This window comes from Treponema vincentii (assembly GCF_018336815.1).
GTDB lineage: Bacteria > Spirochaetota > Spirochaetia > Treponematales > Treponemataceae > Treponema.
In genome coordinates this window covers 2,236,146-2,257,736 of the sequence record NZ_CP050497.1, presented here as the reverse complement: position 1 = coordinate 2,257,736, position 21,591 = coordinate 2,236,146, and the positions used below count along the sequence as shown (strand labels likewise).

The following is a 21,591-nucleotide window of genomic DNA, read 5'->3' as shown; positions in this document are numbered from 1 at the left end:
GGAGACATATATGGCAGAACAAAATGATCAAACGCTTTCTTTTTCAGAACGCTGTGGGCAATTTTTAACTCGGCATCGGAAACCGATCGTCATTATACTGGGAGCAATTTGTGCTGTTGTCGCAATCGCTTTGATTGCATCATCGCTCACTGCACGCGCAGCAAAAAAAGCATCTATAGAAACGGAGACAATAATCTCCGAATGGATGGATTTACGAAATAAAAACGCCGAAGATATGACAGCTAAGGAAGATGCGCTTGCCGAAAAACTTGAAAAGCAAGCTGCAGCAAACGGTCGTAGCTATGCTGCATTTAGAGCCTATACAACGCTCGGCGAAATCTATGTACTCCGCAAGGATTGGGAAAAAGCGCTCACCTTTTACCAAAAGGCAGGAGAGGCGCAGCAAAAATCTTATACTGCCGGTATCGCTTATTTTAATGCGGCAGCCTGTGCCGACGAATTACAGCAACACGATAAAGCGTTGGAACTGTATACCTTGTCAGGCTCTTATGACGACTTTCCGCTTAAACCGCGGGCATTGTTTAACATTGGGCGACTTGAAGAAAGCCTCGCTCATTCGGATAAAGCAATTGAAGCATATACAAAACTTACGGAGTTGTATCCCGATAACGATTGGGCATTGCTTGCAAAATCGCGGATTATTGCTCTTTCCATTCAATAGAGGAAAATACTGTTGGGGGTGATGCGGCTGTTGCAACTTTTATACCAGCGATATACTTTTCTTTTTTGTTGTCTCTGCAGCCTGTTTATGACAACCTGCGGTATTCCGAATTTAATCTATCTTGAAAAACCGCAGCGTTCAGAGCATGATCCCAGTAATCTTGAAGATTTAAGTCAGCGGTATTGTGAATTCAATACCGCTGATACTGCAAATGCAACGGGAGCAGCAGGATATATTAAGGGAACCGAAATTTACTATCGTATTTATGAACGGAAGAATGACTGCGAAAATGATAGAAGCCAAATCGACCGGTATAATAGTGACAACCCGTTTACAGCAGTAGAGTATTTGGAAAATACAAAAAAATACTATCGCTTAATGACAAATCAAATCTCTACCCGCCCGTTAATTACAACATATCCTTCCGATGCTTCTGTCCGCTTCCGTTTACAAGACTACGGTACACCTGTTACCGATCCGGCTCAGCTTATCGTAAACTCAGTTTCAAAGGGAATTCCACAGAGGGATGACAGAATATCTCCTACTAAACGTACCTTTAAGAAAGACAATATCGCTGTAGGCGATAACGATGTACAACCGGCGTCCGTATCGGGCGGAACAGAAGAATACTGGTGTGTGAACTTTTATGCCGCCAGCTATGGATATACAACAACGTTTAGTACACTTCACAGTGAATTGGGATATCTAGGATATATTCTCATAAAGAAAACCTAATAACACTTGCAGAAAACCAAGCGATGATATTTGAGCAGACATATATTGAAAAGTTCGGAACACAAATGGAGACATTGTCGCGGGGGGGCTGTCGTTTCAAACCCTGTTACTCTTCTATCTGCAAAAATAGAATTTTTGAAAAATGAAGCGGAAATTCTTTCGGCTATTCTTTTTTCTGTAATAATGAACCCAAATGTCGATGACTGGTTTGTACCACTTCCAATATAGTGCTCGTTTCTTTTAAGAACTCATTGATCGCTTTCAGCGAGTTAAAACCTTCGTGGATACTGGTATCTTGTTCTTTAATCGAAGAAGATATTTCCGCCAACGAACAGCCTGCCGCATCTAAGGTTTCCGAATTTTTATCATAATTGGCAAGAATACCGGTAAAAGATTTTTGAAACTTTGAAAACAGCGAAATAAAAAGCGACATATTATTATTGATATCGTTTACCGATGACTGCAATTCAGCCATTTTTGTCTCAATCATTTTCGCAAAGGTGCCGGTTTGGGTTGAAAGATTTCGTACCTCATTGGCGATAATTCTAAAACCGTCGCCAGCCTTACCTGCATGAGCGGCTTCAATTGAAGCATTAATAGCCAGAATACCGGTTTTTATCGAAATATCTTGAATATCGGAAACCATCGCTTTAACTTCGCCGGTATGTTCTTTGAGCGTTTCGAATGAGGCTGCTGTTGTTTGTGCCGTGGTTGCCGCTTCATCAATTTCATCAAGTCGATTATGAATTTCTTTTTGCAGCACTTTTCTTCCGCCGAGCGCCGCATCCAACAAATCGTCGACACGAATTGCATTCGTAGCAGAAGAGCTACTCTCTTTTTGAATTTCTTCAAATATTGAAATAATAGTTTCAAATCGTTCTTCCAGCTGTTCCATTGAACTTTTGATAATTTGAAACGAATGCTGCGTTACATAGTCTAATACGACGCCTTTATTGTATTTAACAACAATTTTATCTACTAAATCGGAGAAATTTTCAATGGCTGCCTGTTCATCTACCATAGAACTGTTCCTTAAAATAATCGATCAAGATAATCAATACCGCATTGCAGATTCGAAAGCCAATTTAAGAAAAGCTCTACCTTATCATCAGTATAAACGGCTCCGTGTTGCGGCGCAATAATAGAAGGGTTCAATAGCCGTACTACTTCAACCCAGCGCTTAACAACCTTATTAGCAGCCATATACCTGACATGAAAGCCTTCAATCAACGGGATATGCTTTTGAAAGTCATCGATAAAAAGTGTTTCATCTTCCTCTTTTTCAAATACGGCAGCGCCGATATCACCGCTGAACAAAATACGAGAACATTCGTCAAAAAGTGAAAAGTGCCCCGGCGAATGCATAAAGTGGGAAGGCACACATCGTAGCTTATTGCCGGAAGTCAAGGAAATGCTCATACCCTTATCGGGGATACCGGTCATACGCGAAACATCCACAATACCGAAATGAGGCATAAAACGGAGCCAAAGGGACGAAATATAAATCTGTGCCTGCGTAATACCCAGCCACAGGGCGATACCCGAAGAAACGTCAGGGTCTTGATGAGAAAAAAAGATAATGTCGATTTTATCTACCGATATAAATCTACTGACAGCAGTTACTACCTGAGAAAAAAGATGTACCCCGCCCGGATCCAGTAAAATCCCACGGCCGTTATCGATGATTAGATACTGCATGGTCTGTACGGCCCCTTTCCGGTATTTTGTTTCACCGCCCAGCCAGATAAACTTATGATTTTCATCCTCGTAAAGAATCTTGCCTTGCACACGTGCATTTGTATCAGATATCATTATTTTTCTACTACCTCGCATTTAAAGACTGCATTTAACATACACGGGTAGTATATCCATAAATTCGATAATAGACAAGCCGCGGATGATTCCTAATTTCAAAAAGAAAAGGCTGAACAGCCTCTATTATTCTGTGGGGGTATAAAAACGTCTGATGCATTTCCTTCCTTCTGCGTGAAATTTTATCCAAAATTTCACGCACTTTATTCTAAAAGAGGCAAACGCATCAGATGAATAGAAGCAATATCGCAGAATACAAAGGCTGTGAGACCATTTGAATCGCAGAGCGATTCAACTCTGGTTGAACAGCCTCTGTATTCTGCGGGCAATGCACCAAGAAATCTAATGCGTTTGCTCTGTGTCCTTTTAAAAGATGCTGACAAATAGCGAGAATCTTAGTCCCCGTAAGACGATACTATTTCAATCTCTCCGTACTTTTTAAAACCGGAAGCCTGCCGGCTTGTTTAGCTGTTTACCGGCGCCAAAAGGCGGGTACGCACAAGATAACGATGGTATAAAGCTCCAAGCGGCCTGCCAACATAGAAAAAGAAAACAGAACCTTTGCCCAATGCGGAAAGAATGAAAAATCTCCACCGCTGCCGATTCTTCCGAATGCAGCGCCGATATTGCCGACCAACGTAAGCGCAGCTGCTATGCCGGTAAGGATGTCTGCGCCGGTCAAGGCTGCCGCTAAAAATGTTACCAACAGACACACAAAATAGACAAATATAAAACCTGCAACGCTGTATACCACGTCTTTCCGTCCCGGACGGCGATTCAGTTGGATGCTAAACACGCCGTGCGGATGCAAAAGTCGCTGCATTTCGTTCAAGGCCTGCTTACGTAAAATAACCCAGCGAATAACTTTGATACCGCCTGCCGTTGAACCGGAACACCCGCCGACAAACATCAGTAAAAAGAGGAGCGCTTGGGCAAACGCAGGCCATGCGCAGTAATTCACCGTAGAAAATCCGGTGGTTGTCATAATCGACGCAACATGAAAAAAGCTGTGACGAAAAGCGGCTGCTATGCCGTAAATCGGCACAAGCACTAACGCCACACCGACTCCTGCACAAAAAGCGATACGGATATACGCCCGCAATTCGGAATTTCTAAAAAATTCTTCGGGTTTTCCGGTAAAAAGGTGAAAGTAGAGGCTGAAATTCACGCCCGCCAAAAAACATGAACACTGTACAGATAATTTCAATAGCTGCCGAGTTATAATACCCGATACTGGTATTTTGCGTTGAAAACCCGCCGGTTCCAAGCGTAGAAAAACTGTGGCACATTGCTTCTAAAAACGGCATTCCTGCAATACACAAGAGGATAATTTGCAAGACCGTCATCCCCAAGTAAATAAACCAGAGCGCTTTTGCCGTATGCGTAATCTTTGCCGTTACTTTTCCCTTGTCCGGGCCGCTTGTCTCACTTTTTATCAGCTGAAAACCGCCGACGCCGAGCAACGGGAACAACGCCACGGTTAACGCAACAATTCCCATACCTCCAAGCCAGTGCATTTGCGTACGCCATACCCGCAGCGCCATCGGATAGCTTTCGATATTCTGTAAGGCGCTTGCGCCGGTGGTCGTAAATCCGGAAACCGATTCAAAAAACGCATCGCTAAAGTGCGGCACAAATCCCGACAGCATGAACGGAACCGCACCCAATAAGCCCGCGCCGAGCCATGCGGCGCTTACCAAAAGGATTCCTTCGCGTACGGTAAGCTGAATCGGCTGTCGTTTGGTTCTCATAAATAAGAGGAGTGTTATTGCCCACAAAATTGCCATCGGTATGAAAAATGCCGACAGCATATTCCATTCATGCAGGTAGACAGCGACTGCGACCGGAATCAAAAAACTCCCGGCAACAATCGAAAGAATCATAAAGATAATAGTTAAACATTGGAGAAATTTCATTTTTTACCGGCAAAATACTTAATAACTTCGTCGCTTTGTGCAACTTGTACGATAATGGCGAGTTTATCATCCGCTTCAAGGACGGTATTACCATCGGGGATACGGCAGCCTGTTTCGTTCGTAATGAGCAGTATAAGGAACACGCCGGGCATTGCAATATCTTTCAGGCTTTTCTCTACCGCTTCCGACTGATCGGAAATAATGACTTCGACTATCTCGAGCTCGCCCGCGCCCATCGTATGGATACGGGTAAGGTGTTTACCGCCCAGATGGCTCATAATAACGTCAACCGTAACGTCCTTTAACGGAATTGCAACATCCACACCGATTTTATATGCCACGTTTGACATCACGGAGCTTTGCACAAGCGCAATGGTTTTGGGGATGCCGAGTGTTTTAAGATACGCGGAAGTAATCATGTTCAATTCATAATTTTGCGTTGCATTGATAACGAGATCGAAGGAATTAAGCGCAATCTCTTCTATAAATGCCTCATCGGTAACATCTCCGCTGTAGATGCGCGCTTCGGGATACTCCGCCGCGGCTTGTTTTGCAAGGGCGCTGTCTTTATCGATAATGGCAACTTCCCAGCGAGGCTTTGAACGGAGTCCGAACAGACGTTTGAACATACCAAACGAATGCTTTTCGATAAGGCTCGCTGCAACCCGCTTGCCAACCTTCCCGATACCGACCAGTGCAATCTTTTTGATAGGTTTTACCGTGAATCCCGCAAGCGCATAAAACCGCTCGATATAATTCGGCAGCGTTAGAATTGAGATTCTCATGCCGGCATGAAGCACTGTCCCGCCTGAAGGAATAACGGTCTTATTCTCATCCTCTACGGCAACGACGACGAAAGGACTATCGATAGCAACAGTGCGAATATTTTGCAGTGTAACTCCGTCAAGCTTGCTTCCTGCACCGATGGTAAAACAGGTGAGCTGATACGGAGAATTTTCAAAGGCGATAATATCACTGACAGCGCCATGCTCAACCGCATTGATGATGGCAAGCGCCGCTTCTTGGTCGGGATGCACCAAAAAATCGATACCCAATGTACGGTCTTTTCCGGTATTCAGCGACGCGACATAGTTTTCGTTTCTTACGCGGGCAATTTTCAGCACCTTGGGGGCAAGAGATTCTGCAACACCGCAGATAATCATATTCAGTTCGTCACTGTCCGTAAGGGTAACCAGCGCATCTGCCCGTTGGATTGCCGCTTCAGTCAAAACTTTCGGATCGTTACCGCTCGCTTCCGTTACGATACAGTCCAAACGGTTGGCGGCATGGCGGGCGGTTTCTTGATTTTGTTCGATAAGAACTACATTGTGTTTTTTTGCGATTAATCTTCGGGCAAGCTCAACCCCGGTTACGCCTGCGCCAATAATAATGACAGTCATTGCCAGCCATACTAACACAAAAGCATCGGGATGGACAGGGGCACATTGATGGGGAATGCTCCCATTCATAATTCATAATTATAAATGGGTTTTCCTATTCCCTGTGATTTACTCCCTTTTCAACTTTCCCTGCTCGTCTCCTTCCCTCTAGTGCATAGGTATGGTTAGGGGGACGGCTGAGTTGTCGTCAGTTCGCCGTCGGAGTCGATGTACCAATTTTTAACAGGTGAGCCCCCCGGCGTTACCGTGAACTTTTTATAGTTTTCAGGGGTACCGCCTGTTATATTACCCTTCAATACAGGGTGGTTCGGATTCGTATAAGACAGATAGTTAGCATCTTCCATTGAGATACGTGCAAGAGGAGTCGGAGCGTCTAAGATGCCATCAATATAAATATATGAATAAGGCGTTAAAAAGACATCGTTTTTTCCTTTTTCATCCTCATCCATACCGCTCGAAGGGGTGATTTTGGTACTTCCCTTTAATGTAATGGCTCTATTAGTAGAAATACATACGCCACCACCGCTGCTTGTCGCTTCGCATCCGGTAATTTCAGTATTATCTAATATGCAAGTGCTAGCTTTATCGTTGATATAGATACCGCCGCCTTGCCCATTGTTCGGCGCCTTGTTATTTTCAAGTTTTGCATATTCCAATGTAACTTTCCCTTTACTGTAGATACCGCCGCATGGACCGTAATTACCATTGACTGTGTTGTCACTAATAACAACGGGCTTATCAATGGTTCCTATTACAGTCAGTCTTCCCATGTTAGCCTCAACCTCAGAATCCGGATCGCCGACATATATTCCTCCTCCTCCTGTCAGAAGATAGCCACCGGCATCGGCCGTATTATGCCGGATAGTAACTCCTGCTTTAATCGTACACTCAGCCTTTTTACCCACGTAGATACCGCCGCCCTTTCCACCGGTTATCGTTTTGTTGCCTTTTGCTTTACTGGGATCCGTTCCGTTATAGTCCTGTTCGCCGCCAATCGTACAGTCCGGCTCTATCATAAGCTTTGCACCTTTTACTGCTACACCGCCACCGTTTTTGGCTGTATTTCCCGAAATACTTGTCTCAGTTATAACAGCTTCCGTGTTGACACTGCCCGATGCAGCTACACATATTCCACCGCCTTCTATATCTGCCTCGCAGTCCATAATAACGCAGCCCTTTATCGTTAGCTCTTTAATACTCTTACAGTAGATACCGCCGCCCATACCATTGTCGCCTGTACCCGCAGTCTTGCCGTTTTGAAGAGTGATATTTTCGAGCGTAAGCTTTGTATCGGAACCCATTACATTAAAGATACGGTGTGCATTTGAACCGAGTTCTTCCTTATTTGCGTCGAGAATATCGTATGTACGACCTTTATTACCGCGTATGGTGATGCTCTCGGTTACAGAAATCTGGCCATAGTTACCGGAAAGAGTACTAGCTGTAATTTCACCATCTACAACAATCGTATCACCTGCCTCCGCCTCAGTTATTGCCTTTTTGAGACTCTCCCAATCATAGGCGCCGCCGCCGCTTATCGCCGTTCCTTTTTTCAATACAAGCTCTTTATCATCGTCGTTCGAAATTAATACCCAGCCCTCCGCCAGTGAACCCGCCTCTGTTAAATGGAAACAATAGTTATATAGAGCAGCATACCCATTAGGTAGCTTTACCAAGGTTGTATTCTTTTGAGCATCATAGTCCTGCGGCTCAATATTGATATAGAAACCTGTCAAAAAGTTTTTTGCCGTTACAAAAGCACCTTGCGACGTCTGGGCTCCAAGACATAGGGTGTTTGTATCCGTTCTACTTCCGATCTGCGTTGTGCCTGTTATAGTAAGTGCAGCACCATTAGGCTGATGCAGATATATGCCCGAACCTTTTCCGCTGCTTCCTATAGTGTTTTCTTGTATTTTGGTACCGTTAAGCGTACAAGCTCCTTCATATAAGAAGATACCGCCGCCGTTGTTTGTTGCCGTATTCGCAGAAATGCTGCCGGTATGTATTGTCAGCGTTCCCGTGTTGTAAATACCACCGCCTGCATTTGCTTCATTAGATTCAATGCGGCCGTGATTCATTGTGAGTATACCTTTATTCAATATGCCACCGCCGTTGGCTGCTGCTGTACATTCCTGTACGACACAGCCGGTCATTGTTAAGGTTCCGCCGCTTTCTATCAGCATTGCGCCGCCGTTTCCGGCTTCTCCTCCCCCCGCGGCTTTCCCGTTTTTAAGGGTAAGATTTTCCAGTGTAAGCGTGCCGGAGTTTACCTTAAATATGCGGTGAACGCTTGCACCGAGCCCGCTCTTATTTGCATCGAGCATATCGATATTCGCATTACCGCTCTTGCCTTTTATCGTAATGCTTTTAGTAACTTCTATTGCGCCGCTGTTACCGTCAGCATTGGTTGCTTGTATACTGCCGTCGACCCAAAAAATGTCTCCATCTTCGGCCGCTGCAACGGCAGCTTTTAGCTGTCCCCAAGCATTCGGTCCCGCGCTTATTTCCAGTCCGTTACTGCGTTTTGTTTTATAGCATACCACTTCTTCCGGACTATTCTCAAAACCCTCTTTTTCCGCCCATACCGTAAGCTTATATACGGCATCGGGAACGGCAGGTAATTCTATCGTTTGAGGTGTTTGTCCGGAGCTTTTGCTTACAATCGAACTGTTGCGTTCCAATTTATAATATACCGTAGCTCCGGTTGTAGCCGTTGACACTCGCAGTAATACCTTTCCCGTACCGGGTTGATATACTATTTCATGCGGATCGGCTTCACTTCCGCTCTTCATTGTTGTTATCCAATTGCCGGTCTGAACATCTATATGTACCGGACTGACTTTATTGATACTGGTCGAAACACGTAATTCATCTTCGGAAAACAGCCCAGCCTCATCTTGCAGTCGAAACCGGTACTGCTTTACCGCGCCGCGAACTTCGACATCCGTTTTTACGCAAAGAATCCATTTTTCAGTTGAAGCCGGTAATATATCGGGCGTTACTCCTGATTCAACATCTACAAGCTCTAAAGCTGCTGCATTACTGTATTCCAACAACCGCCCGCATGCGCCGTTGATATCGAATCCGCTTTTGTCTGCCTTTACCGTTAACGGTATCGACAGCGATAGAAAGCTGTGTAATATCTTTATGCAGAAGGTCCGATCCGTTTATCTCCGTATCCATACCCGACACTTCAAGGAACAACACATAGTAATGCTTGCCGTTTACATCGGCTGTAGCGGTTTTACCGATTGCTCGATAGATAAGATTGGGCGGAGGGGTATTTGCTTTTACATTGAGCTTAAATGTTTCTGGAAATTTTCTCCCGTCTTTAGCATACAGCGTAATCGTCGATCCGATATTCTTTTTGCCGTATTCATGTTTTTGTAAAAATTCCTTTTTATATGTGAGCGTTAATTGACTGTATGAATCCTGTGTCAGTTCATAATCATCGGGTTGTTTTGGGCTGCTTGTCGTTGTGCCTGCAACGTCTGTGGGAAAAACGACAATATCGGCGGGAGAAGTAGGCTGTCCCGGCAATTTAAAACTAATTTTTTTAGGATTACGAACGGTAAATATTACCGTTACATTACTTGATGAAGGAATACTCTGTATTGTGTCTTTATCGGTTCGTACCGTGATTGCAGGATCAAAGCCAGACTGGACAATTGCAGCCTGTGTTGACCAATAACTTAAATAGGTGTCAATATCGGCCTGATAATTTTCACATCCGGCACATAAAACGATGGCTGCCAAAAAAATAAGAAGTTTACGCATAGGAGAAACCTCCTTCTTTTCATATTAAGCTCAGTAGAGTAGGTACTGTATCCACAGTTCCTGTTTTACAGGTCGCGATGAGATTTACTAACGCGACACTTACACTGCTCCATCCATCTTAGCCGAATACTATCATAATACCGATTAAAGGTAAATTACACAAATCTCGCTGCTGTATAGCATCACCGCCATCCGTGGCGGATATGAAAAACAACCTGATACGTTTACCCTGTCAATTATTTTTTCTTGACCATTTGCGATTCCGTTAGTATTTTCTATCTGTCAAATAAAGAATAAAACGGCAATTCGGCCGACAGGCAGATAAAGTGCCGGATAATTTGAGGAAAGGAATGACAAAAAAACACGGAAAAAGGCATGAGCCGGAGTGCGAAGCTCAGCCGACAGAGCAGAACGGTATGAACACGGACGCCGAAGCCGGTAAAAAAGCTGCAGATGCAAACCCGCACGGCAACAGCACGAAAAATGCCGAACAGCATGCGGGGCCAGAGCAGCAAACCGGCAATCAAGAGCATGGAAACACGGCGGCCGGACAAACTGCTCCGAATACGGAAGCATCGAAAGAGGCAAAGCCGGAGCCGTCTGCTGCCGAAAAGCTCGCATCTTTGGAAGCAAAGTGCAAGGAATTGCAGGATCAATATCTGCGCAAGGCTGCGGATTTCGATAACTACCGTAAGCGCATGATAAGGGAAAAGCAGGAGGCAATCGATTACGCAAACACGAATTTGATTTCCGACCTCTTGCTAATATTGGATGACTTTGATCGCGCAATCGAAGCGGGTAAAAAGGCCGGAGAAGAGAGCGCTGCTGCCTTTATGCAGGGTGTTGTAATGATCCGGAACGGCTTATCTTCGCTACTTGAGTCGAAGTACGGGCTGCAGTATTACGAAGTGCAGGGAAAAGCGTATCCCTATCCTACGGCGTTTTCGATAATACGGATGAGTAAATCGATCCCCTTATAGATGGAGCTTACGGGGATGCACTCAAAACGGCCGTGGAAGTTAAAACCGCCTGCAAAGATGTTAGGGCAGGGGAGTCCCATAAACGAGAGCCGTGCGCCGTCCGTCCCGCCGCGAATGGGGTGGATAATCGGCGTGATGCCGATCTCTTCCATAGACTTCTTTGCAAGGTCGATAATTTCGATATGCGGTTCAATTTGTCCGCGCATATTATAGTAGCTGTCTGTAATGGAAAGCGTGATGATGGCGCCGTATTTTGTGTTCAAAAAAGCAACGGCATTCCGCAGCAGCGTTTTCTTTTGCTCAAATTTGTCGGTAGAATGGTCGCGGATGATGTACGACATAGTAGTGTGATCCACTGCGCCGTTGAGGTGAGTAAGCAGAAAGAAACCTTCATACCCTTCCGTATATTCGGGCTTTTGTTCCACCGGCAGCATAGCGTCCAGCTCGCCGGCAACCCGCAGCGAATTGATCATGATATTCTTTGCCGTACCCGGATGGACGTTTTTCCCCTGAATTTCGATTTTAGCGCTTGCGGCGTTAAAGTTTTCGTACTCCAGCTCGCCGATTTCTCCGCCGTCGATGGTATACGCAAAATCCGCTCCGAATTTTTTTACATCGAAGAGGTCTGCACCTCTGCCTATTTCCTCATCGGGGGTAAAGCCGATTTTAATCGTACCGTGATGCACCTGCGGGTTGTCGCGGAGGTATTCAATCATCCCCATGATGATGGTGATGCCCGATTTATCATCCGCGCCCAAAAGCGTGGTGCCGTCAGTGGTGATAATGTCTTCGCCGATAAGTTTGTTGAGGAACGGAAATTCCTTTACCGTCAGCGAATAGGTTTCGTTCAGTTTAATATCGCCGCCTTTATAGTGCACAATCTGCGGGTTGACACATTTTCCGTCCAAGTCGGGCGCGGTATCCATGTGTGCAATAAATCCGATAACCGGCGCTTTTTTATCGGTGTTGGCAGGGATTGTTCCGTAGACATATCCGTGCGCATCCTGTTCGGCATCGGCTACGCCCAGCTCGTGCAATTCCTGCACCAACATCTTTCCAAGCTCAAGCTGTCCCTTGGTGCTGGGACATTCGGGATTATCTTCATTCGATTTGGTATCGACTGCAATGTATTTAAAAAAGCGTTTTACTGCATCCATAACGTATTCCTCCTTATTCGTGCGGAGGGTTTAATACCCCGACGCTTGCGTCGTAACGAAGGGTATTAAAGCCGACTGCAACCACCTTATAGAACATACAATGCGAAACATTGATCATTGTACCCCGACGCTCGCGTCGGGGTTGTTGATTCCTTGCCGCTTACTTTCCGGTAAACAGTTTTTTCAGCATACCGAATATGCCCGTTTTTTGTTTTACCGGCTGAGTTTGTGCCGAAGACTGTACCGGCGCCTTTCCGGTTCGGCTCCGCGGTTCCGGCATTCGGTCTTGGTTAGGCCGTCTCTTTTGCTTTGCTCCTTGCCGTGTATCGCCTGTTTGAGACGGAACGTATTTATCACCCTTGCGCCGCTTTTTCTCAGGCTGCCCCTGCCGATTTTTAGCGCGGTTTGCGGTTGCTCCCGCCTTTCCTTTCTTGTCGGCAGAAGGCTGAGCATTGCGGCTTTCTTTGGCGTTTCCCGTACCCTCGTTGGTATCCGCAAGGGTGGCGCTATCCTGTGAGGCAAGTTTTTTTCCGTACTGTTTTTTGTAGTATGCCATCCGCTCTTCAAAGCTCAAGCCGCCGAGTGAGTCGGCAGATTTTCTATCGGTTTTGTCTTCTCCCTGCGCGCCTTTCTTTTTACGCTTTGAATCGGCAAGCCGGGATGCAGGTTTTGCTGTTTTAGCGCTGCGTCGGGAGTCTTTCTCATCCCGCCTCGATTTTTCACCGGGGCGCGGCTTGCGTCCGAACCGTCCGCCGGATCGTTCTTCGTCAAAGGAGTCGCGGTCAAGCCGTATATACTGATCGGCGCTGCGGTCTTTTTCAAAATCCTCTTCGCCGGGGATAACAACCGGTATCTTTGCTTCTATATACTTTTCGATATCGGGAAGGTTGTACACATCCTGTTCCGAGCAGAGGCTGTACGCAGCGCCGGTCTTTCCCGCCCGCGCCGTTCTGCCGATTCGGTGTACGTAGTTCTCTGCCTCATTTGGAAGGTCGTAGTTGATAACCATTGCGAGGTCATTGATATCGATTCCCCGCGCCGCGACATCGGTTGCAACCAAACAGCTGAGTTTACCCGCCTTAAACGAATCGATAATATGCAGCCGCTTCGGTTGGGGCAAATCGCCGATGAGGAATTCCGTCGCATAGCCGTTAATGCGCAGCCGCTTTGCAACAATCTCCGTTGTCTTTTTGGTGTTGCAGAAGATGATGGCATTCTCCGGTTTTTCGTTACGCAAGATACCGAGCAGCAGGGACATTTTTTGCTCCGCAGCCACGTGGAACAGCTTCTGATTGATTTCATCAACCGTCACATTATCCGCATCGATGGTGATTTCTTTTGCATCGATGGTGTATTCCCACGCGAGGTTTTTTACCCACGTATTTAAGGTCGCGCTGAACAGCATCGTTTGCCGCTCTTCCGCTTTAGACAATACCGAAAGGAGGCTGCGCAAATCGGGATAAAAGCCCATATCGAACATACGGTCTGCTTCATCAACGACTAAAAAGCCGACGTTTTTCAGCTTCATGGTTTTTGATTTTTCAAGATCGATAACGCGGCCGGGGGTACCGATGATAAGGTCTACTCCGTTTTTAAGCGCTTCTTCCTGCTGTTGATATCCGACGCCGCCGTAAAAACTCGCGGCACGGATCCCCGTATGTTTACCTAATTTAAGCGCTTCTTCTTCAACTTGAACGGCAAGTTCCCGCGTGGGAACAAGAATCAAAGCGGGGCGGCGGTCTTCGGTTCCTGCAGCAAGCATCCGTTGCATCAGTGTTACCAGATACGCAGCTGTTTTTCCCGTACCTGTTTGAGATTGTACATAAAGATCGGAACCGTCCATTCCTGCGGAAAACACCTGCTCTTGAACCGGAGTGCATTCAATATAACCGGCTTCTTCAAGCCCCTGTAAAAGATGAGAATCTAGATTACAATTAGAAAAATTCATTTGTCGATGAGTATAGCACACAGGGGCAATCATGAATAGCGGATTAAAAGATTTTTACCTCGATAAAGCTCCGTTTAAAATGCACTTAAACGGCAAAAAGAAACTATTGTCCAACTCTTGCACTTTTTGCATTAAAAGACTATGCTGTATGCAAATCGGATATATTATATTGAATAATATAGTATACGCACCCATTCACACCATACTTTAGAAGGACGATACTATGCCTGAAAAAAACCTCGTAATGATTGACGGTAATACTGCCGCCGGTCATGTCGCGCATGCACTCAGCGAAGTTATCGCAATTTATCCTATCACGCCGTCAAGCCCGATGGGGGAAGTTGCCGATGAGTATTCCGCCCACGGAAAAACCAATATCTGGGGAACCGTGCCGCAAGTCGTCGAACTGCAATCCGAAGGAGGAGCCTCCGGAGCCGTTCACGGTGCATTAACCACGGGAGCGCTCTCTTCAACCTTTACCGCATCACAGGGTCTCTTACTGATGATCCCCAATATGTACAAAATTGCCGGTGAGCTTACCAGCACGGTATTCCACGTTGCAGCCCGTGCTCTGGCAACCAGCGCACTCTCCATCTTCGGCGACCATCAGGACGTTATGGCATGCCGCCAAACCGGTTGGGCAATGCTGGCTTCCAACTCCGTACAGGAAGTTATGGATCTCGCGATTATCGCTCATACTGCGACGCTTGAAGCGCGCGTTCCGTTCCTCCACTTCTTCGACGGTTTTAGAACCTCTCACGAAATTCAGAAGATTGAAGAAGTTTCGCAGGATGTGATGCGCCAGATGGTCAATGACGATCTGGTACGCGCACACCGTCTCCGCGGCTTAACGCCGGAAAAACCGATGATTCGCGGAACCGCTCAGAACCCCGACGTATACTTCCAAGCGCGCGAAGCGGTTAATAAATACTATCTGGCAACCCCCGAAATCGTTCAGCGGGTTATGGATAAATACGCGACCTTAACCGGACGCGCTTATCACTTGTTCGACTATTATGGCGATCCCAATGCGGAATCGGTCATCATTCTGATGGGTTCAGGTGCTGACACGGTAGAAGAGACCGTAGACTATCTGAATAGCCAAGGTAAAAAGTACGGCTTACTGAAAGTACGCTTATACCGCCCCTTCAGCGCGGAAGCCTTTGTAAAAGCATTGCCCGCTTCCGTACAGAATATCACCGTACTCGACCGCTCGAAAGAACCCGGCTCGCTCGGCGAAGCCCTCTACGAAGATGTGCGCACTGCAATCGGTGAAATGCAGGCTGCAAAGAAATGCCCCTTTACTCACTATCCCGTTATCCTCGGCGGTCGCTACGGTATGGGTTCAAAAGAATTCACTCCGGCAATGGTTAAAGCCGTATTTGATAATATGGAAGGAGAAAGGAAGAGCAACTTTGCCGTTGGTATCGAAGACGACGTAACGCATGTAAGCCTTGCCTACGATCATCACTTCCATGTTGACGATTCCGGTATGCATCAGGCGATGTTCTACGGGCTCGGCTCGGACGGTACGGTCGGCGCTAACAAGAACTCCATCAAAATTATCGGTGAAGCGACCGACAACAACGCGCAAGCCTATTTTGTGTACGACTCCAAGAAGTCCGGATCAATTACCACATCGCACCTGCGCTTCGGCAAGAAAAAGATCCGCAAGCCCTACCTCGTCGGACAAGCAGACTTTATTGCGTGTCATAAATTCACCTTCCTCGAAACCTACGATATGCTCAAGAGCCTTAAAAAAGGCGGTACTTTCCTTTTAAACAGCCACTGGAATAAGGATGAAGTATGGGAGCATCTGCCGATAGAAGTGCAGAAAGACCTTATCGCGAAAGAAGCGAAGTTCTACGTTATCGACGGTGTCAAGATTGCGGAAAAAGCGGGTATGGGCAACCGTATCAACGTCGTTATGCAGACCGCATTCTTTAAAATTTTCGGTATTTTGCCCGAGGACGAAGCGGTAGCGCTGATTAAGAAATTTATCGAAAAATCCTACGGCAAGAAAGGACCGGAAATCGTTCAGAAGAACATCAAGACCATCGATATGGCGCTTGAAGGGGTTGAACAGGTTACCTATCCCAAAGAGGCGACGAGTAAACTTTCTCGCCATGCCGCAATGAGCGCCGATGCGCCGGAGTTTGTCCGCAAAATATTAGGTAAAATCGCTATCAATGAAGGTGATGCGGTAAAGGTAAGTGAAATTCCGGCAGACGGTACCTTCCCGACTGCAACGACTCAGTATGAAAAACGTGCAATTGCAGAGCATATCCCGATTTGGAAGAGCGAACTCTGTATTCAGTGCGGTCAGTGTACCATTGTGTGTCCTCATGCTGCTATCAGAATGAAGGTCTACGATAAATCCAATATCGGCCATGCGCCTTCCGCATTCCGCTCTATACCGTATAAGGGCAAGGAATTCGATAATTCCCTCTTTACCATTCAGGTTTCTCCCGAAGATTGTACGGGATGTGGTATCTGCGTGGAGCAGTGTCCTGCAAAGTCTAAGGAAAATCCGGCGATTAGAGCGATTAATATGGAAGGCTTTGTCGAGCACCGTGCTGTTGAATCGGAAAATTGGAAGTTCTTTATGAGCCTTCCCGACCCCGATACGCGCAAGGTCAACTTGAGCCAGCCGAAAGGTATCGGTATGCGCCGCCCACTCTTCGAGTTCTCCGGCGCTTGCGCAGGTTGCGGTGAAACTCCCTATATCGGTGTTCTGTCGCGACTCTTCGGCGATCGTGCCGTTATTGCAAACGCAACCGGTTGTTCTTCCATTTACGGCGGTAACCTCCCCACGACTCCGTATGCAAAACGCGCGGACGGACGAGGGCCGGTATGGTCGAACTCCCTCTTTGAAGATGCTGCCGAATTCGGTTACGGTATGCGCTTAACCAGCGATAAGCTTGCGGAATACGCGCGCGAAGTTGCCGGAAAGCTCAAAGAGAAAGGTATCGCTGCGGCCACTATCGATAAGGTGTTGAGCAATACGCAGGCCGATGATGCGGCAATCGATGAGCAGCGCGGCTTTGTTGCCGATCTGAAAAAGGAATTGGAAAAATCTTCCGACCCGCTTGCAAAAGAGCTGCTGTCCTTGACCGATCACTTTGTTAAGCGTTCCGTATGGATACTCGGCGGTGACGGCTGGGCATACGATATCGGCTACGGCGGCTTGGATCACGTGCTTGCTTCCGGTAGAAACATCAACGTACTGGTACTCGATACGGAGGTGTATTCCAACACCGGCGGTCAGATGTCAAAGGCAACGCAGATCGGCGCTATCGCAAAATTCGCCGCATCCGGTAAGGAGACCAGCAAAAAAGACCTCGGTATGATGGCGATGAGCTACGGCTATGTGTATGTTGCACAGGTTTCCATGGGTGCAAATATGTCGCAGGTTATCAAAGCATTCCGTGAAGCGGAAAGCTATGACGGGCCTTCGATCATCATCGCATACAGCCATTGTATCAACCACGGTATCAACATGACGAAGGGTATGTCGAACCAGAAAGAGGCTGTTACCTGCGGTCTGTGGCCGTTGTACCGCTACGACCCGCGCTTAACGGATCAAGGCAAGAACCCCTTCCAGCTTGACAGCAAAGAGCCGGACTTTAACCTTGCAGACTTTATGTACAAAGAAGTACGCTTCAAGTCGTTAAAGAATGCAAACCCCGAACGCGCTCAAATGCTGCTTGATAAAGCGGTTGCGAAGGCGAAGCGGCGCTGGCAGGAGTATAAATACCTTGCCGACCGCCCGTTCTAAGCGGATACAGAATAGAGAAAACCTCTAACGATCAAACGAGATTGTTAGAGGTATTCAGTGATGTAACGATAAAAACAAGCCGCTTGCTTCCTGTTGGAGGCAAGCGGCTTTGGTATGAAAGGCGCTGTAAAAGTTTTGCGGCGCCTTTTTTTATTCGTGAAGAAGCATCTCCGATGTGTCGCGCCGTAAAACACGAGGCTTTCTACCAGCCTCCCGAAGCCCCGCCGCAAATAGTTTAAGGCAGCAAGATAAGCCGCAAGAGTATTGAAAAACCATCTCCTTTCATATCCCACATATTTTTATATTTTTCGTTGACAAGTTTTTGAAAGCTGCGGTGTAATTAACCCCATCCGGGCTCTTGAAAAACCGTTTTGAGGCTCTTAGGATGCTATAGTGTTTTTCAAAAATTTATAGGAGCTAAAAAAAAGTCTTCTAACATGAAAAAATTTGGAATTGTAGCGGTTTGTTTGTTGTTAATCGGGCTTATTGCCGGATGCGGGCAGCAAAAGAAAGCGGACGATGTGCTGAGTGTTATCAATAATGCGAAAGACACAAGCATTGAACAGTTAATCGAGCGTGCAAAGGCGGAAACCGGTGATTTTACCGTGTACTCCACATCCTCGAAAACCGATAAAACGGTCAAGGCGTTCTTTGCTAAATACGGACTGCAAGGAACCGGTTCCGGCGTAAAGCAGAATGAAAAAGATTTCTATTCTGCTATTGAAAAGCTGATTGACGGCGGTTCGGCAGAAATTGATGCAGTCGTTACCCAGAACGGAGCTTCTTTAAGTGTTGAATTAGGCGCTGGAAATCTTATCAATTATAATCCCGTTGTACCCGGCGCAGCGAAGAGCGATATGTACGCGTTTATGTACTATTTTAAAGAATTTGCAATGGATAAAAAATTCGATGAACAGATCACCAATGTGTGGGATTTAATCGATACCTCATCCGCAGTCTATTACCGGAAAGCGGGAGAACCGATTAATCAGCTGTTTATGGCAGCGTTGACAACCGATGCATGGGCGCAAAAATTATCTGCTGCCTATGACGAAAAATACGGCGCAGGAACATGTGATTCCGCTGTTGCTGCCGGAAACTTTAAGAATGCAGGCTATCTATTTATAGACGGTTTTTTGAAAAAAGCAACCGATTACGAAAGTGAAGGAAAGATAGCCTCCAAGATTGTTGTCGATGCGGAAAAGCCCGTTATCGGATTTTCTCCGGTAACAAAGTATTCAACCGGTGCAGAGGGAACGTACAACAAAGTAAAATTTTTCAATAAAATGAAAGGCTTTAACGGTTATGCGTATAAATTTTATACACAGATTGCAAAAACAACCAACCGTCCATATACGGCGATGCTTTTTATTAACTATCTGTCAACGGCAGAAGGCATTGCAACCTATCAGGAAGGGAATGGAGTGTATTCTACAAATAGCATGGTACAACAGGACATAGATTCGTTACTCGACGGATTTGTACTGGAAAATTATACCGATGTAAAATCAGATTGGGCATCGATTGTCAAACTTCTTGAAGGGTATAATTGATCCGGTTTGTATCTTGTATATATATGAAACCTATGACACTTACCGTGAAGAGGGCCGGCAACAAGTTAAAAGCGTTTTTCTCTCAGCCCTCAAATATCATTCTTACCGTTGCGCTCATTTTACTCGGTGCAACGACTATCTTCCCGCTCATTTCGATGATTATCGAAAGTTTTACCGTACATTTACGGGAGGCTTTGTTTCATGGAGAGCCGGCGGGAAGCATATCGCTCAGCGGATGGAAATCGCTTTTACTCACGTCGGAGTATAACTACAGTAAAAATTACTTTTACGTTCCGCTGTTTAACTCAATCTCCATGGCGTTGATTGCTTCCGCAGTTGCGATTGTTATCGGCGGAGTATTTGCATGGTTTATCAACCGGACGAACATCCCGCTGAAAAAACCGATATCGGCGCTGCTTTTATTTCCGTACATTATGCCGTCGTGGACGATTGCGCTTTTTTGGCACAATATGTTTGCTAACGTAACGGTGCACGGATGCAGTGCAAACGGGATTATCGCTTCGTTGTTCCATGTCTATGCGCCGGAGTGGTTTGTTTACGGACGGTTCCCTATCGGGATGACGCTCGGTATTCACTATGCGCCGTTTGCCTATATTCTGATCGGCGGTATTCTGAAAAACATGGATGCCAATCTTGAAGAAGCGGCAACCATTCTAAAAACGCCTCGTTGGAGAATCCTTACAAAGATTACCTTGCCGATTGTAGCTCCCGCGATGATGAATACGTTTTTGCTGGTGTTCGCCAGTTCCGTAAGTGCGTATGCCGTACCCGTTTTTCTCGGTACTCCTATCGGCTTTATGACGTTAACCACCTCGATGACCTACTTTAATCAGGCATATCCGGCGCAAGGCTATGCAGTCGGTATCGTGCTGGTAGTATTAGGGCTATTCGTACTGGGCATCAACAACCTGTTTACCGGAAAACGGAAGTCATACACAACGGTAACCGGTAAGAGTTCGCAAGTATCATTCATCAATCTAAAAGCAGCGCGGCGTCCGCTTGCAGCAGCAGGTCTTCTTATCGTCTTCGCTATCTCCATTCTGCCGATGATCACCTTTGCACTGGAATCGGTACTGAAAAGCGCCGGTAATTATACACTCGGCAATATGTCGTTTAATTTCTGGATCGGTGATCCCAATTCTCAAGCTCTGCAAGCGCAATACTATAACTGGGAAGGCGGTATTTTGGTCAATGCGCATGTATGGAGTGCGCTGTGGCATAGCTTACTACTCTCACTTGCCTGCGCACTGATTGCCGGTACGTGCGGATTGTTGGTCGGCTACGCGGTTGTAAACAAACGGCATTCCGAGCTATCAAAAATCGTGAGCACACTTGCGTTTATTCCATATCTTATTCCTTCGATGGCGTTCGGTATGGCGTACCTTGCGCTATCGGTTAACTGGTCGTTTTTATACGGATCGTTTTTTCTGCTCGTGTTGGTCGGTGCGATTAAATATATGCCTTTTGCAACGAAGTCCGCTACAGGCGCGATGCTGCAACTGTCAGGTGAAATAGAAGAAGCTGCAATTTTAACCAATACGCCGTGGTGGAAACGGATGCTGAAAATTATCTTTCCGATTCAAAAGCCGAGTTTCTTGTCGGGATATCTTTTGCCGTTTATCTCGTGTATGCGCGAACTGTCGTTGTTCGTGCTTTTGATTGTGGATAGTAATTTCATTACAACAACCCTACTGATGTATTACAACGAAAAAGGATATTCTCAGTACGGCAATGCGTTAAACTTATTGATTGTCATTATCGTGCTGCTTATCAACTGGGTGGTGAATAAATTGACAGGCGCAAGCGTTACGAAAGGCGTAGGAGGAAAATAA

The 21,591-nt window shown here is 46.3% G+C and carries 15 protein-coding genes; 6 read left to right on the top strand and 9 right to left on the bottom strand.

Annotated elements, in window-relative coordinates:
* Window positions 1-10: 10 nt before the first annotated feature.
* Together GWP40_RS10240 and GWP40_RS10235 are read left to right on the top strand one after the other, a co-directional pair.
* Window positions 11-682 (top strand): tetratricopeptide repeat protein, encoded by a 672-nt coding sequence (locus GWP40_RS10240; RefSeq protein WP_212565259.1) that lies wholly within the window; start codon window positions 11-13, stop codon window positions 680-682.
* Window positions 683-769: 87 nt separating this feature from the next.
* Entirely contained in the window at window positions 770-1,417 is a 648-nt protein-coding gene (locus GWP40_RS10235) for a hypothetical protein (protein WP_230974399.1), read from the top strand.
* Between the two features lie 163 nt (window positions 1,418-1,580).
* On the opposite strand, the gene GWP40_RS10230 is transcribed toward GWP40_RS10235, so the two are convergent.
* The 7 genes from GWP40_RS10230 to GWP40_RS10205 form a co-directional block, all read right to left on the bottom strand.
* Window positions 1,581-2,438, bottom strand: a complete 858-nt coding sequence (locus tag GWP40_RS10230; RefSeq protein WP_212565258.1) for a methyl-accepting chemotaxis protein — start codon at window positions 2,436-2,438, stop codon at window positions 1,581-1,583.
* Between the two features lie 11 nt (window positions 2,439-2,449).
* Window positions 2,450-3,229 (bottom strand): oxygen-binding di-iron domain-containing protein, encoded by a 780-nt coding sequence (locus tag GWP40_RS10225; protein WP_212565257.1) that lies wholly within the window; start codon window positions 3,227-3,229, stop codon window positions 2,450-2,452.
* A gap of 472 nt (window positions 3,230-3,701) precedes the next feature.
* A complete protein-coding gene (locus GWP40_RS13445; RefSeq protein WP_330997228.1) occupies window positions 3,702-4,289 on the bottom strand; it encodes a potassium transporter TrkG in 588 nt (195 codons plus the stop codon).
* Between the two features lie 52 nt (window positions 4,290-4,341).
* A complete protein-coding gene (locus GWP40_RS13440) occupies window positions 4,342-5,145 on the bottom strand; it encodes a TrkH family potassium uptake protein (RefSeq protein WP_330997227.1) in 804 nt (267 codons plus the stop codon).
* The gene (gene trkA / locus GWP40_RS10215; protein WP_206182909.1) at window positions 5,142-6,545 is read right to left on the bottom strand and encodes a Trk system potassium transporter TrkA; all 1,404 of its coding nucleotides are present in this window, start codon (window positions 6,543-6,545) and stop codon (window positions 5,142-5,144) included. The genes GWP40_RS13440 and trkA overlap by 4 nt, the downstream gene beginning before the upstream one ends.
* 164 nt (window positions 6,546-6,709) lie before the next feature.
* The gene (locus tag GWP40_RS10210; protein ID WP_212565256.1) at window positions 6,710-9,598 is read right to left on the bottom strand and encodes a right-handed parallel beta-helix repeat-containing protein; all 2,889 of its coding nucleotides are present in this window, start codon (window positions 9,596-9,598) and stop codon (window positions 6,710-6,712) included.
* On the bottom strand, window positions 9,585-10,322 hold the full coding sequence (locus GWP40_RS10205) for a hypothetical protein (protein WP_212565255.1): 738 nt from the start codon (window positions 10,320-10,322) through the stop codon (window positions 9,585-9,587). The genes GWP40_RS10210 and GWP40_RS10205 overlap by 14 nt, the downstream gene beginning before the upstream one ends.
* Before the next feature lie 350 nt (window positions 10,323-10,672).
* On the opposite strand from GWP40_RS10205, the gene grpE reads away from it, so the two are divergent.
* Window positions 10,673-11,302: a nucleotide exchange factor GrpE gene (gene grpE / locus GWP40_RS10200; protein WP_330997226.1), complete on the top strand. Its 630-nt coding sequence runs from the start codon at window positions 10,673-10,675 to the stop codon at window positions 11,300-11,302.
* Here the strand turns inward: grpE and pepT are convergent.
* Window positions 11,251-12,459 carry a peptidase T gene (gene pepT, locus GWP40_RS10195; RefSeq protein ID WP_212565254.1) on the bottom strand — a complete coding sequence of 403 codons (1,209 nt, stop codon included), beginning with the start codon at window positions 12,457-12,459 and terminating at the stop codon, window positions 11,251-11,253. The genes grpE and pepT overlap by 52 nt on opposite strands.
* A 160-nt stretch (window positions 12,460-12,619) precedes the next feature.
* Entirely contained in the window at window positions 12,620-14,407 is a 1,788-nt protein-coding gene (locus tag GWP40_RS10190; protein WP_212565253.1) for a DEAD/DEAH box helicase, read from the bottom strand.
* A 223-nt stretch (window positions 14,408-14,630) separates the two neighbouring features.
* Between GWP40_RS10190 and nifJ the strand changes: the two genes are divergently transcribed.
* From nifJ to GWP40_RS10175, 3 genes are all read left to right on the top strand, one after another.
* A complete protein-coding gene (gene nifJ / locus GWP40_RS10185) occupies window positions 14,631-18,185 on the top strand; it encodes a pyruvate:ferredoxin (flavodoxin) oxidoreductase (RefSeq protein WP_212565252.1) in 3,555 nt (1,184 codons plus the stop codon).
* Between the two features lie 437 nt (window positions 18,186-18,622).
* Entirely contained in the window at window positions 18,623-19,738 is a 1,116-nt protein-coding gene (locus tag GWP40_RS10180; protein ID WP_212565251.1) for a hypothetical protein, read from the top strand.
* Between the two features lie 23 nt (window positions 19,739-19,761).
* A complete protein-coding gene (locus GWP40_RS10175) occupies window positions 19,762-21,591 on the top strand; it encodes an ABC transporter permease (RefSeq protein WP_212565250.1) in 1,830 nt (609 codons plus the stop codon).